11 protein-coding genes are annotated in these 13,471 nt (G+C 39.8%); 8 read left to right on the top strand and 3 right to left on the bottom strand.

What is annotated here, in order from left to right:
• Positions 1 to 7: 7 nt before the first annotated feature.
• Positions 8 to 781 (bottom strand): class I SAM-dependent methyltransferase, encoded by a 774-nt coding sequence (locus tag JMN32_RS11080; protein WP_202856403.1) that lies wholly within the window; start codon positions 779 to 781, stop codon positions 8 to 10.
• Positions 782 to 892: 111 nt separating this feature from the next.
• Between JMN32_RS11080 and JMN32_RS11075 the strand changes: the two genes are divergently transcribed.
• Both JMN32_RS11075 and rlmB read left to right on the top strand, forming a co-directional pair.
• Positions 893 to 2,068, top strand: a complete 1,176-nt coding sequence (locus JMN32_RS11075; protein WP_202856402.1) for a GWxTD domain-containing protein — start codon at positions 893 to 895, stop codon at positions 2,066 to 2,068.
• 16 nt (positions 2,069 to 2,084) lie between these two features.
• Entirely contained in the window at positions 2,085 to 2,825 is a 741-nt protein-coding gene (rlmB, locus tag JMN32_RS11070) for a 23S rRNA (guanosine(2251)-2'-O)-methyltransferase RlmB (RefSeq protein ID WP_202856401.1), read from the top strand.
• Between the two features lie 17 nt (positions 2,826 to 2,842).
• Here the strand turns inward: rlmB and JMN32_RS11065 are convergent, their stop codons facing one another.
• Both JMN32_RS11065 and JMN32_RS11060 read right to left on the bottom strand, forming a co-directional pair.
• Positions 2,843 to 3,913, bottom strand: coding sequence for a mannose-1-phosphate guanylyltransferase (locus tag JMN32_RS11065; protein WP_202856400.1), 1,071 nt, complete (start codon positions 3,911 to 3,913; stop codon positions 2,843 to 2,845).
• A gap of 22 nt (positions 3,914 to 3,935) precedes the next feature.
• Positions 3,936 to 4,904: a KpsF/GutQ family sugar-phosphate isomerase gene (locus tag JMN32_RS11060; RefSeq protein WP_202856399.1), complete on the bottom strand. Its 969-nt coding sequence runs from the start codon at positions 4,902 to 4,904 to the stop codon at positions 3,936 to 3,938.
• A 156-nt stretch (positions 4,905 to 5,060) separates the two neighbouring features.
• On the opposite strand from JMN32_RS11060, the gene recQ reads away from it, so the two are divergent.
• From recQ to JMN32_RS11030, 6 genes are all read left to right on the top strand, one after another.
• Positions 5,061 to 7,247 carry a DNA helicase RecQ gene (gene recQ / locus JMN32_RS11055; RefSeq protein WP_202856398.1) on the top strand — a complete coding sequence of 729 codons (2,187 nt, stop codon included), beginning with the start codon at positions 5,061 to 5,063 and terminating at the stop codon, positions 7,245 to 7,247.
• A gap of 279 nt (positions 7,248 to 7,526) precedes the next feature.
• On the top strand, positions 7,527 to 8,825 hold the full coding sequence (purD, locus tag JMN32_RS11050) for a phosphoribosylamine--glycine ligase (protein WP_202856397.1): 1,299 nt from the start codon (positions 7,527 to 7,529) through the stop codon (positions 8,823 to 8,825).
• Positions 8,826 to 8,956: 131 nt separating this feature from the next.
• Positions 8,957 to 10,123 (top strand): PSP1 domain-containing protein, encoded by a 1,167-nt coding sequence (locus JMN32_RS11045; protein ID WP_202856396.1) that lies wholly within the window; start codon positions 8,957 to 8,959, stop codon positions 10,121 to 10,123.
• On the top strand, positions 10,120 to 10,605 hold the full coding sequence (locus JMN32_RS11040) for a gliding motility lipoprotein GldH (protein WP_202856395.1): 486 nt from the start codon (positions 10,120 to 10,122) through the stop codon (positions 10,603 to 10,605). Before JMN32_RS11045 ends, JMN32_RS11040 begins: the two co-directional genes overlap by 4 nt.
• Positions 10,606 to 10,643: 38 nt before the next feature.
• On the top strand, positions 10,644 to 11,984 hold the full coding sequence (trkA, locus tag JMN32_RS11035; RefSeq protein ID WP_202856394.1) for a Trk system potassium transporter TrkA: 1,341 nt from the start codon (positions 10,644 to 10,646) through the stop codon (positions 11,982 to 11,984).
• Between the two features lie 5 nt (positions 11,985 to 11,989).
• Positions 11,990 to 13,444 (top strand): TrkH family potassium uptake protein, encoded by a 1,455-nt coding sequence (locus JMN32_RS11030; RefSeq protein WP_202856393.1) that lies wholly within the window; start codon positions 11,990 to 11,992, stop codon positions 13,442 to 13,444.
• Positions 13,445 to 13,471: the final 27 nt, after the last annotated feature.

Raw genomic sequence — 13,471 nt, 5'->3', positions numbered from 1 at the left:
TGATTAATTATTTCTCTACAATCAGAAAGAGATCTAAAGCCTTATCAGCATCATCGGTTAACAAATAATCAGAATGGTGAATATCATTTACCAAACTATCATTACTGTCCTTAAGTTTATTCCTGTTCAAGCGATTAAGTAAATCGTATGGGATCCTTAGTAAAGAAGCTGGCAATCTGTACTGCAAATTAAAAATGTCAAAGCGAGTTATTTTCTGAACACTCTTTTTGTTCATCTCATAATACTCCATCACTTTGTCGTTGCCTGCAACTCCTTTCATTTCTACTTTAGTAAACACCTCTTTTGCCAGTTGCTCCAATTGCTCCGCAGTGTATTCTCTTATATGCCAGGGATTTCTGGTAAGGGTTTTCTTAATATTAGGTGTTGTAAGCAATGCCTTCCCTCCTGGTTTAAGAACCCTATGAATTTCTTCAAGAAATTGTTTATCCTTCTTTATATGCTCAATTACCTGAAAGCTAATAACAACATCGTAACTATCACTTTCGATTTTACTAAAAGGAGGGATATTATCTTGAATAAAGGTAACATCATTATATTTTTGCTTTAAGGCTTCCAACACACCTGCAATTTTATCCACAGCAGTATATGAATCGCTTTTACCTTTGAGAAGTGCTATACCTCTACCTTCTCCGCAACCTATCTCCAATAAATCCCCCTTCACAAAATCCTCTGCCAAATAATACGCCTTTAACAACCTTTGATGAATAGGATTGTCAGAAGCTATTTGATCAGAAGCTATTTCAGTAGTATAAACACTCATTTGCAGTTTTTTGAGCAAAATTACTTGAATTATAAAGAAATTACCTGTTATTCGTTTTTTATTTTATGACTCAAATCCAGTAACTTCCTCCATAAAACCGACTAAAAGTATATGAAGCCTTTTCAATATTTATTTATTCTGGCATTTACACTTCATGGATTTCTAATAAATGCGCAACCCACTTTGAATACAAGTAATCTCGCTCATCAATACAATCCAGAATCAGAGATAGATGTAAGACATGAATTAGTAACCAGTAATGACACCACTTTCATTTATTTAAAGCTTGTTATTAACCAAAGTAAGCCCTCATTACAAGATTATACGTTTGATTTTTTTACGGCAGCATCATACAGTGGGGCATTACAGCAAATAGCTTCCAATAAAATCGACAGTACTTACCTGGAACAGGTAAAAAACCAACACATTATAAAATTCTACATGCCAAAAACGGAACTACTTAGTCTTGGAGCCATCCGTGTGCAAAGTAAATTCAGTGGGTTTACCTATTTCTATGACTTTAATGTAGATAACCATCACCTTGCACTATATAATAGCAGTAATAAGATACAATTTACATCATGGGTTGCTCCAGGGAAATATCATTTCAATGACCAAGTATATGGTTATTATTACAATCACCATTTCCCTCCTGCATTACCCCCCATGCCTGTGAGAGAAGATGTACCAGTCAAGGCTATGCCTATTGACTCTTCTTTTGTTGTAAGTAGCAGGCAGGATATGGATTTTGCTAACCATGGGCTTTTCCTATTTCAAAAAGATTCATCAAGTCAGCAGGGCAAAGGGATAAGGGTAGAAAACAAATACTACCCAAAATTAGCCAAGCTAGAAGACCTTATAGAGCCTCTGATCTACATCACCACCAAAGAAGAAAATATACAACTTCGGAATATCAATGGTGATAAAAAAGCTTTTGACAAGTTTTGGCTGGACTTAACAAAATCACAGGAAAGGGCCAGGTTAATTATAAAGAATTACTTTGACAGAGTAGAAGGTGCCAACAGACTATTCACCACATATAAAGAAGGCTGGAAAACAGATATGGGATTGATTTATATTATCTTTGGTGCTCCTGATGAAGTTACTAAAAGCAATAATGATGAAACCTGGCTATACCTGGCCTCTCCAGATCTGCCAAAGTTAAAATTTAGCTTCATCAGAACTGAAAGTGTTTTTTCTTCATCACATTTTGTACTGGTAAGAAATAAAAATTATGCCAGTTCATGGTATCGTGCCATAGATTTATGGAGAAAAGGAAGGTTTTAAGTATAATAATATCACATTGAAAGAGAACCAGAAAGATTTAATATTTGGAATAAGAGCTATCATTGAAAGCATCAATTCGGGCAAAGAAATCGATAAACTATTTATCCAAAAAGGATTACATAATGACTTGATGAAAGAGTTACTTAAAGTCGCTCGGGATCATCATGTACCCATGTCACAGGTACCAATTGAAAAACTCAATCGGCTGACTAGAAAAAATCACCAGGGAGCCATAGCCTTTATTTCTGCCATAAGATATGCGTCTCTGGATAACATCATCGATCATGTCTATCAGGAAGGCCGTGAGCCATTTTTTATTATATTAGACAGAGTTACCGATGTCAGAAACTTTGGAGCCATAGCACGTACTGCAGAGTGTGCCGGATTGGACGGTATAATTATTCCTAGCAGAGGGAGCGCTGCGATCAACAGTGATGCCATGAAGACATCAGCAGGAGCGCTGAACTACATTCCAGTGTGCCGTGTTGACAACCTTAAAAACACCATTACTTTCCTTAAAGAAAGTGGCATCCAGATCATGGCCTGTACTGAAAAAACTGATCAATCAATCTATGAGACGAACTTCAACCAGCCAGTGGCGGTGCTACTTGGCTCTGAGGAAGATGGCATATCACCTGAATACTTAAAAATGACTGATATGCGTGGCAGGATACCTATGAATGGTAAAATTGACAGCCTCAATGTATCTGTTTCGGCTGCTATAGCCATTTATGAAGCTATAAGGCAGAGGGGGTAAACCCTCTGCTATTCCCTTTACAAAAACTCTTTGCCTTTTTTATCTCTAACATCAGCAACAAAGTCTCTGAATTTAGCTTCTTCATCCTTTTTGCAAATCAAGGTAACATTGCCACACTCCGCTACCAGATAGCCATCTAGTCCCTGAACAACAATAAGCCTCTCTTTGGGCCCATGAATAAGACTATTCTTGGTATCGTAAGTTATAGCATTCCCTTGTATTACATTGCCCTCTCCATTTTTTTCCGACAGCTCATGTAGGGAATTCCAAGACCCAAGATCTGACCAGCCAAAGTCTCCAAGCACCACATAGACATTATCTGCCTTCTCCATTACTCCGTAGTCAATAGAAATATTACCACATTGTGAGTATGCATCATCAACAGCACGAGGTTCCCTTTCAGTAAATAATGCCTTTTGAATATCGGCAAAAGTTTCTGCAATCTCAGGCAGACATTCTTCAAAAGCTTGAATAATAGCCTGAACTCCCCAAACAAAAATGCCTGAGTTCCACACAAAGTCTCCACTCTCCAAAAACTTTTGCGCTAAATCCCTCTCCGGTTTTTCTGTGAAGGTCTTAACCCGGTTAACCTTTTCCTTGGATTCCAAGAACTGAATATAGCCGTATCCGGTTTCAGGCCTGTTAGGTTTCAAGCCTATGGTCAAAAGTTTATTCTGCCCATTTGCAGCTGATATAGCTGTTTTTAAGACACTATAGAATTTTTCTTCATTGAAAATAATATGATCAGAAGGCGCCACCATGATAATCGCATCAGGATCTTGTTTTGCTATTTTGTACGATGCATAGGCAATACAAGGAGCTGTATTTCTTCTCAGTGGCTCTTTAAGTATCTGATGCTCTGTCAAATCGGGCAACTGTTCCTTTACCAGAGTCGCATAATCATTATTAGTAACAACGTAAATATTTTCTTTATTGACCACAGGCAAGAACCTGTCATAAGTCATCTGCAATAGTGAGCGCCCTGTACCTAATATATCCAGAAACTGCTTTGGCTGGTTATTTCTACTATAGGGCCAGAATCGGCTCCCTATACCTCCAGCCATAATCACTACATAGTTGTTTTTCATTAATAAAAGCTTTAGTGACAATTTATATTATGCCTTCTTTTAACAAATCGTGAATATGTACAAACCCAACAACCTTGTCTTTATGAAGTACAATAACCTGACTAATGCTATTTTGTTGCATTATGTTTAATGCCTTAACTGCAAAATCACCTTTACTAACGGTTTTTGGTCCTTTAGACATAATCTCCCCAGCTGTAAGCATCCCCAGGTCCATGTCTTTTTGCATGCACCTTCGCAAATCTCCGTCAGTTACAATACCCAACAAGTGATTCTCATCATTTACAACTGCTGCAGCTCCCAGACGTTTTGATGAAATTACAATAATAACTTCCTTTAAAGAAGTGTTTTCATAAACAATTGGCAACTCATTGTTGGGATAAATATCATCAACTTTTAAATAAAGCTGTTTACCTAGTGAGCCTCCGGGGTGAAACTTCGCAAAATCCTCACTAGAGAAATCTCTAAGCTCCAGCAAACATACGGCAAGAGCATCCCCCAATGCCATGTGGGCAGTAGTACTGGTGGTTGGTGCTAAGTTATTAGGACATGCCTCTTCGGCAATTGTAGCGTTCAACACAAAGTCTGATTGCTGAGCCAGGTACGAGTCCACATTGCTGACAAGGGCCACCAATTTAGAACCTGTACGCTTGAGCAATGGTATCAGCACCTTAATTTCGGGAGTATTGCCACTTTTAGAAATACAAATCACAATGTCATTCTCCTGGATCATACCCAGATCGCCATGAATGGCATCGGCAGCATGCATAAACAGGGACGGCGTACCAGTCGAATTAAGGGTAGCCACAATCTTGTTGGCAATGATGGCACTTTTCCCTATTCCGGTGATGACAACGCGCCCCTGAGAGTTGTATATTTCGCGTACACAGACCTCAAAATCTTCATCGATGAAATTTATCAGGTTTTTTACCGCATCTGCCTCATTTTGAAGCACTTTTTTGGCAATATTGTTAATATTTTTTGCTATCTTCAACGTCCTTTTGCGTTAGTAGTATATGAAATGCCCCAAAGATAATCAAATCATGGTGAAATGCCCACGACCACCGTTCCACCCGGTAAGATGGGCATACATCAGGCGTTTAAAACATTTTTACATTAATGGTTAATTTTAACATTATCAACGAAAAAGATGCTGGTAGAAGAGAAGGACAAATTAAAAGGTAAGCTAAAGGAGGTTTTTGGTTACAACCAGTTTAGAGGAAATCAGGAGGCGATCATCAGGAACATCCTCAAAGGCAGAAATACTTTTGTAATTATGCCTACAGGTGCAGGAAAATCTTTATGCTATCAATTGCCTGCCCTTATGACCGAAGGAATTGCAATTGTTATATCTCCCCTCATCGCGCTGATGAAAAATCAGGTGGACCAAATGAATGCATTTGGTGTAAACGCTCAGTTTTTGAACTCAACACTCACCAAAGCTGAGATGAACAGAGTAAAACGCGAAAGCCTAGATGGCACAATAAAGCTTTTATATGTTGCACCGGAGTCATTGACTAAAGTTGAAAATGTTGATTTTCTGAAGAAAGCCAACATTTCTTTTGTAGCAGTTGACGAAGCCCACTGTATCTCGGAGTGGGGTCATGACTTCCGCCCAGAATATAGAAGGATTAAAGAAATTATTGGCCAACTGGGAAATTTGCCCATCATAGCACTAACTGCTACAGCCACCCCAAAGGTACAGATGGACATCCAAAAAAACCTCCAGATGGAAGGTGCGGACGTATTCAAGTCTTCTTTTAACCGCACCAATCTCTACTATGAGGTAAAACAAAAAAAACACGCCAAGAAAAATCTTGTTCACTTTCTACGCGACCACAAAAACAAGAGCGGAATTGTATACTGCCTCAGTCGAAAAAAAGTTGCTGAGATAGCAGAATTACTCAATGTAAATGGCTTTAGAGCTGCCCCATATCATGCAGGACTTGAACCTGCCATCAGGGAAAAAAATCAGGATGATTTCCTCAATGAAGATGTAGACATCATCGTTGCCACCATCGCCTTTGGCATGGGTATAGACAAACCCGATGTACGTTTCGTAGTACACTATGACGTTCCTAAGTCACTTGAAGGGTATTATCAGGAAACCGGCAGGGCTGGCAGAGATGGCCTTGAGGGTAAGTGCCTGATGTTCTATAGCCACAACGACATTAACAAACTAGAAAAGTTCAATAAAGACAAACCTGTTCAGGAAAGGGAAAATGCCCGGGTACTGTTACAGGAAATGTCATACTATGCAGAATCACCCGTTTGCAGAAGAAAGCAATTACTACATTATTTCGGTGAAGAGTATACGGTAGAAAACTGCGAAATGTGTGATAACTGCGTGAAGCCAAAAGACAGGTATGAAGCGAAAGATGTTGCTGTTGTAGCTGTGGAAGCTGCATTAAAAACAGGAGAAAGATTTGGCTTAAACCACCTCGTGGATGTAATAAGGGGGGTTGAGAACCAATATGTCAAGTCCTACAACCACCATGACCTTGACATCTTCGGAAAAGGAAATGAAGATTCCGTAGAATATTGGAAGTCTGTAGTAAGACAATCCCTGATCTACGAGTTGCTTGAAAAGGATATTGACAACATTGGTGTGCTAAAAGTAAGCAAAAAAGGTCATGATTTCCTGAAGAAGCCATACTCTATACAATTCGCTATTGATCACGAATATGTCGATACAGGCGATGAGGAAGAAAGTAGCGAAAGGACCCCGGTTTCGACCAAATCTTACGATGAAAATCTGTTTGCTTTATTGAAAGCACTTCGCAAGAAAATAGCCCATGAAAAAGACCTGCCCCCATACGTAATCTTCCAGGATCCATCACTCGAAGAAATGGCCACCACCTACCCTACTTCGGAAGAGGAAATGGCTCAGATCAACGGTGTAGGTATGGGAAAAGTGAAGAAATTTGGTACTGAGTTCATCAAGAAAATATCTGAGTATGTTGAAGAAAATGATATTGTTACGGCATCCGAAGTTGTAATCAAATCATCGGTCAACAAATCAAAAATGAAGATATTTATTATTCAACAGATTGATCGAAAGATTGACCTGGATGAAATAGCCGAGGCCAAAGGAATATCTTTTGACGAATTACTTACTGAAATCGAAAATATCTGCTATTCTGGAACGAAACTTAATCTGGACTATTATATTAATGATGTCCTGGATCATGATAAGCAAGACGACATCTATGATTACTTCCTTAATGCGGAAACAGATAACATCCAGGTAGCATTAGAAGACGAAGATAATGAGGAATATTCAGAAGAAGAGTTAAGACTCATGAGAATCAAATTTTTATCAGAATATGCCAATTAAATAGCAAAAACTTGTAGAGATCCCGGCCTTCGTTCATTTGGAAAGCCGGGATTTTTTGTTTCAGGATTATAACTAATAGTGAGGTCAATACCCCTTTTGTACTGGTGTATTTTATAAGTAAATTTTTAACTTTGCTTCTTACCTGAGTGATTCAAAATTCACGGGGTGGATATGCGGTCTTTAAATCGCAGACATTGAGCAACAGTGAACAGAGTAATAGCTTAGGAAATACTCGATTCTCAGTCTGCTCAACTAGATATTAATTCTAAATATTGAAACATGAACATATTAATACTGGGAAGCGGAGGAAGGGAGTTTACACTTGCCTGGAAAATTGGTGAGAGTGACAAGTGTGACAAGCTTTTTGTTGCACCTGGAAATGCCGGCACCGCCCAAATTGCTCATAATGTAGCATTGCAGCTCAGTGATTTCGAAGCCATCGGTAAGTTCGTTTTAGATGAAAAAATTGATTTGGTGGTAGTGGGGCCTGAAGACCCATTGGTTAATGGTATCAGAGACCACTTTGAGGCTGACACAAACCTGAAAGAAATTGCTATTCTTGGCCCTGGTAAAGTTGGCGCCCAGTTGGAAGGAAGTAAGGACTTCTCCAAATCTTTTATGGAAAAGTACGGTGTACCTACAGCCAAATCAAAAACCTTCACGGCTGCAGATATAGAAGAAGGCCTGTCTTACCTCGACACCTGCAATACACCTATTGTACTTAAGGCAGATGGCCTGGCGGCAGGTAAAGGTGTTATTATTAGCGAAAGCAAAGATGATGCAAAAGCCGCATTAAGATCTATGTTGCTCGACAAGCAATTTGGAGAGGCTAGTTCTAAGGTGTTGATAGAAGAATTTCTGAAAGGCATTGAGTTATCGGTTTTCGTACTTACCGATGGCACAGACTATGTGCTCTTACCTGAAGCTAAAGATTACAAGCGTATTGGGGAAGGAGATACTGGGCTAAATACAGGCGGCATGGGTGCTGTTTCGCCTGTAAGCTTTGCCAATACAGATTTTATTAACAAAGTAAAGAGCAAAGTAGTAGAACCTACTATTGCAGGACTAAAAAAGGAGAATATAGATTACAAAGGTTTTATTTTTATAGGCTTGATGAATGTAGATGGAGAACCCTATGTGATCGAATACAACGCACGCATGGGAGATCCTGAAACCCAGGTGGTCTTCCCCAGAATAGAAAGTGATGTGCTTGATCTGCTGTATGCCTCAGCTACAGGAAACCTAAAAAATACAGAACTTAAAGTAAGCGATAAAGTAGCTACTACAGTTGTACTAGTTGCAGGAGGTTATCCTGAGGGCTACGAAAAAGGCAAGGAAATCAACGGACTTGGAGATGTTACTGATGCATTGGTTATCCATGCCGGAACAAAACAGGAAGGCTATAAGTTTGTCACCAACGGTGGCAGAGTACTGGCCATTACAGGTCAGGGAACAACCTTGGAAGAAGCCCTGAAAAGATCGTACTACGGAGCTCAGTGTATCTCATGGGATGGCCTGTATTATAGAACGGACATAGGTAAAGATATTTTAGCTCTGCAATTAAATCAGCTAAAGTAATCCACTTGAACCTCATTCACTATACAAATATTGGTTTGAACAGCCTCAGGAGTAGCTCCTTATTTATTCATAGCATAGTTGTGTTTATGGATATTTATTTATCTTTAGTGTGGATGAAACAAAAGTAAGTTATGGCGGGATGTAGTGCTTGTAGCTCCGGGGACGGAAAGGTAGCAGGATGTAAAAACAATGGAGGATGCCTTACCGGAGGATGCAATAAAATGAATGTTTTTGACTGGCTTTCCAACATGGATTTGCCGGTAGTCGATAAATTTAACGTAGTAGAAGTACGGTTTAAGGGAGGTCGTAAGGACTTTTTCAGAAACACCGAAAATCTTCAGCTTACTACTGGTGATGCTATTGTCGTTGATGTGCCCAATGGACACCATATCGGTTATGTCTCATTGCAGGGCGAACTGGTAAGACTCCAGATGCAAAAGAAAAAAATCAATGACGACGATGAAGTAAAAAAAATCTACCGTATAGCCCACCAGAAAGACCTCGAAAAATATGATGAGGTCAGAAAAAGAGAAATGCCAACGCTTTACAAAACCAGGCAGATCATCAATGATCTGAAGCTTGACATGAAGCTTTCTGACGTAGAGTATCAAGCGGACAATAGTAAAGCTACATTTTATTACTCAGCAGACGACAGAGTCGATTTCAGAGAGCTAATTAAACTGCTTGCTGCAGAATTCAAAATCAGAGTAGAAATGCGCCAGATCAGCCTGCGACAAGAGGCAGGCAGACTTGGGGGTATAGGTTCATGTGGCCGCGAATTATGTTGTTCTACCTGGCTCTCTGACTTCAAAAGTGTTTCCACAAGTGCTGCGAGGTACCAAAACCTTTCATTAAACCCCAGTAAGCTATCAGGTCAGTGTGGACGGCTAAAGTGTTGTCTCAATTATGAACTCGAAACTTATATGGAAGCTCTGAAAGACATTCCAGAGCTTGAAAAACCACTAATTACTGAAAAAGGCGTAGCGAAACTTCAGAAAACAGATATTTTCAGAAAAGTGATGTGGTTTGGCTATGACGATGAAAACACCTGGCACCCTATTGGCGTTAGACGTGTTAATGAAATTATTAAACTTAACAAAGCAGGCAAAAAACCAGCCTCCCTGCTTGAAAATGACGTTCCTGGCAAAGATGATCACGTAGCACTAAACAGTGATCTGGAAAAAATGGATCGTAAGTTTAAAAGCAAAACAGGAAACAAGAAAAAGAAAAGCAGAAACAAGAAGCGCAAAAACTTCAGAAATCGTAAAAAAAACAATCAAAGCAACCAGAGTAAATGACAAAGCAGGTGTTAATAATTCTTCTTTTCCTGATCTCAGGACTCACTGCATGCGATAGCAATAGAATATATGAAGAAAATATAGATCTGGAAAACAAAACATGGATCGCTGACTCTAGTCTGACGTTCCAATTCCAGATAAAAAACCAGGAAAGAAAATACAACTTATATTACAATCTCAGAAATTCAGTTTCTTACCCTTTCCAAAACATATATGTTAATTATACTTTGGAAGATACGTTAGGAAACCAAATTTCAACAGAACTGGTAAATAAAGACCTTTTTCATCCTAAAACAGGAAAACCCTATGGAGATGGACTGGGTGATATTTTTGATCATAGATTTCCTCTCCTCAAGAGTTTCCAGTTTGAACAAGCGGGAACTTATAGACTAAAGCTCGAACAATTTATGAGAAGGGACTCTCTCCCTGAAATTCTTTCAGTAGGAGTCAGAGTTGAAGATGCTAGTGGCCAGGTAGAATGATTATTTCAAAACAAAATGGTTAAAGGACTAAAATGGGCATGAGGATCATTATCGCAGGAGCTGGAGATGTTGGCTTTCACTTAGCCAAGCTGCTAGCCTACGAAAGACAGGATATTATACTGATAGACAAAGATGGTGACACACTCAGGCAAGCCTCCAGTAGTTTGGATGTAGGCATAATCAAAGGTAGTTCCACCTCCTATAAAATACTAGAAGAAGCGGATGTAGAAAATGCCGACCTACTAATAGCAGTAACTTCTTCAGAGGAAACCAACCTAACAACGGCAATGATTGGCAAGCACCTTGGAGCTAAAAAGACCGTTGCAAGAATACAGAATCTTGAATACTTGCTGGATAAAGAGAAGCTTGACCTGAAAGACCTGGGGATAGATGAAATCATTTCGCCAGAATCGCTTGCAGCAAAAGAAATCAAAAGACTCTTAAAGGAAGTAGCCTTAACTGACACCTTTGACTTTGATCAGGGTAAATTGTCGCTTGTAGGAGTTACAATAGATGAAAACAGTAAGTTGTGCAACAAATCAATGATAGAAGTTGCCCACCTTAACCCTAATCAAAATTTCCTCACCGTTGCCATTCTCCGCCAGAACAATACCATTATTCCGCATGGAGAAAACAGGTTTGTAGAAGGTGACCACGCCTATTTCATCGCTCAGCCTGATGGAGTTGACAGTGTGCTTCAGCTCTCTGGCAAGCAAAAGCAGGAAATCAGAAATATCATGATCCTGGGAGGAAGCAAGGTTGGTTTTCATGCTGCCAGAAGGCTCAGTAGAAAATTCAATGTGAAGCTTATTGAAAGCGATAAGGATAAGTGTTTTGAATTGGCTGACCAGCTTAGAAATGTTATGATCATCAATGGAGATGGGCGTGACGTGGAGCTGCTTCAGGAAGAAGGTATTGAGGAAATGGATGCCTTCATTGCTGTAACAGGCAACTCTGAAACAAATATTATCTCATGTCTTGTAGCGAAGAATAATAACGTTAAGAAAACGGTGGCCTTAGTCGAAAACATAGACTACATCCACTTATCTCAAAATATCGGGGTTGACACCATGATCAACAAAAAGCTCATTGCTGCCAACTTTATTTTCCGCTATATCCGCCAGGGAGATGTTATTTCACTTACCAGTATCCATGGTGTTGATGCCGAGATTCTTGAATTTATTGTAAAAGCAGGGTCTAAAATAACAGAAAAAGAAATAAGGTCCTTGAAGTTCCCAAAAGGGGCCATAATCGGAGGAGTTGTGCGAAATGGGGTGGGGTATACCACCATGGGAGACTTCCAGTTCAGACCGAAGGATCGGGCAGTAGTATTATGTCGTCCGGAATGTATTCACGCAGTTGAAAAATTCTTCAAATAATCATTATGAGGTTTAACTTCTGGTTAATAACCAACATACTTGGGCTACTGCTTGTAATCAACGGTATTTTTATGTTGTTATGCCTCCCCTTTTCCCTCTACTTCAGGGAAGATATCTGGCATTTGACCACATCAGGGGCTGTTTCCATTATCGTTGGAGGTATCACTTGGTTGGCAACCAGAAATGAACAAAATAAGGAACTAAAGAAAAAGGACGGCTATCTTATTGTGACTCTGGGGTGGCTATGCATGTCGTGTTTTGGTGCTTTGCCCTACATTTTATCTGGCACTATTCCTGACTTCACCAACGCTTTTTTCGAAACCATCTCTGGCTATACCACTACAGGAGCCTCAGTGATGACAGATATAGAGAGTGCTCCAAAAGGTGTTCTTTTTTGGAGAAGCCTTACGCAATGGATAGGTGGTATGGGTATAATCGTATTGGCTGTAGCCATATTGCCTATTCTGGGCATTGGGGGCATGCAGCTATTCGTAGCAGAAGCACCGGGTATTTCGCCAGATAAAATGAAGCCAAGGATCAAAGAGGTGGCCAAAAGATTATGGTTCATCTACCTGGGGCTGACACTAATAGAAACTGTACTTCTCATGTTTGGGGGCATGACTTTCTACGATGCTCTAAACCATTCGCTAACAACTATGGCCACAGGCGGATTTTCGACCAAAAATGCCAGTGTAGCCTATTATGACTCTGCCTATATTCAGTATGTGATCATCGTTTTTATGTTTTTGGCAGGCACAAACTTTACCATTACCTACTTTGGTCTAAAAGGAAAGTTCAAAAAAGCGTGGGCCAACGAGGAGTTTAGAAACTATTTGATTCTAGTCCTGTTACTTTCTCTTTCTATTTCCTTTTTTGTCTTTTCTTCTAAATGGGAGGGGTTTGAAAAATCATTCCGTGACTCTCTTTTTCAAGTAGTATCTATCATAACCACTACGGGATACGTTACCGCTGATTATACTCAGTGGGCGCCATTCCTGACTATAGTATTCTTTTTATTGATGTTTGTGGGGGGATCAACTGGTTCCACAGCAGGTGGCATTAAAGTGGTAAGACATACCTTATTATTTAAAAACAGTTTCCTGGAAATGCGCAGACAACTCCACCCCTCAGCCGTCATCCCAGTAAGGCTCAACGGTGCTGCTGTAAGTCGGAGCATTACTTACAATGTGTTAGCCTTCGTCATGATATACATGCTGGTTTATGCAGTAGGAGTATTCTTGCTCTCCTTTACCGGAGTGGAATTTGATACGGCCCTTGGTGCAGTAGCCACTTCACTAGGTAATATTGGACCTGGTTTAGGAGAGGTAGGTCCCGTAGACAATTTCTATAGTATCACCCCTTTTGGCAAATGGGTACTGTCATTCCTGATGCTATTGGGCAGGTTAGAGCTGTTCACGGTATTAATGCTCTTCAATATGAATTTCTGGCAGAAGTATTAGGATGAACTCCGTCATCAACGCAACTTA

Source organism: Fulvivirga marina (genome assembly GCF_016775155.1).
GTDB lineage: Bacteria > Bacteroidota > Bacteroidia > Cytophagales > Cyclobacteriaceae > Fulvivirga > Fulvivirga marina.
This window is presented reverse-complemented; position numbering and strand designations above follow the sequence as displayed.

Coding starts and splice junctions, on each gene's coding strand:
- JMN32_RS11045 (WP_202856396.1), top strand. CDS start 8,957: ATGGCGGGATGTAGTGCTTGTAGCTCCGGGGACGGAAAGGTAGCAGGA.
- purD (WP_202856397.1), top strand. CDS start 7,527: ATGAACATATTAATACTGGGAAGCGGAGGAAGGGAGTTTACACTTGCC.
- JMN32_RS11065 (WP_202856400.1), bottom strand. CDS start 3,913: ATGAAAAACAACTATGTAGTGATTATGGCTGGAGGTATAGGGAGCCGA.
- trkA (WP_202856394.1), top strand. CDS start 10,644: ATGAGGATCATTATCGCAGGAGCTGGAGATGTTGGCTTTCACTTAGCC.
- recQ (WP_202856398.1), top strand. CDS start 5,061: ATGCTGGTAGAAGAGAAGGACAAATTAAAAGGTAAGCTAAAGGAGGTT.
- JMN32_RS11040 (WP_202856395.1), top strand. CDS start 10,120: ATGACAAAGCAGGTGTTAATAATTCTTCTTTTCCTGATCTCAGGACTC.
- JMN32_RS11030 (WP_202856393.1), top strand. CDS start 11,990: ATGAGGTTTAACTTCTGGTTAATAACCAACATACTTGGGCTACTGCTT.
- JMN32_RS11075 (WP_202856402.1), top strand. CDS start 893: ATGAAGCCTTTTCAATATTTATTTATTCTGGCATTTACACTTCATGGA.
- JMN32_RS11080 (WP_202856403.1), bottom strand. CDS start 781: ATGAGTGTTTATACTACTGAAATAGCTTCTGATCAAATAGCTTCTGAC.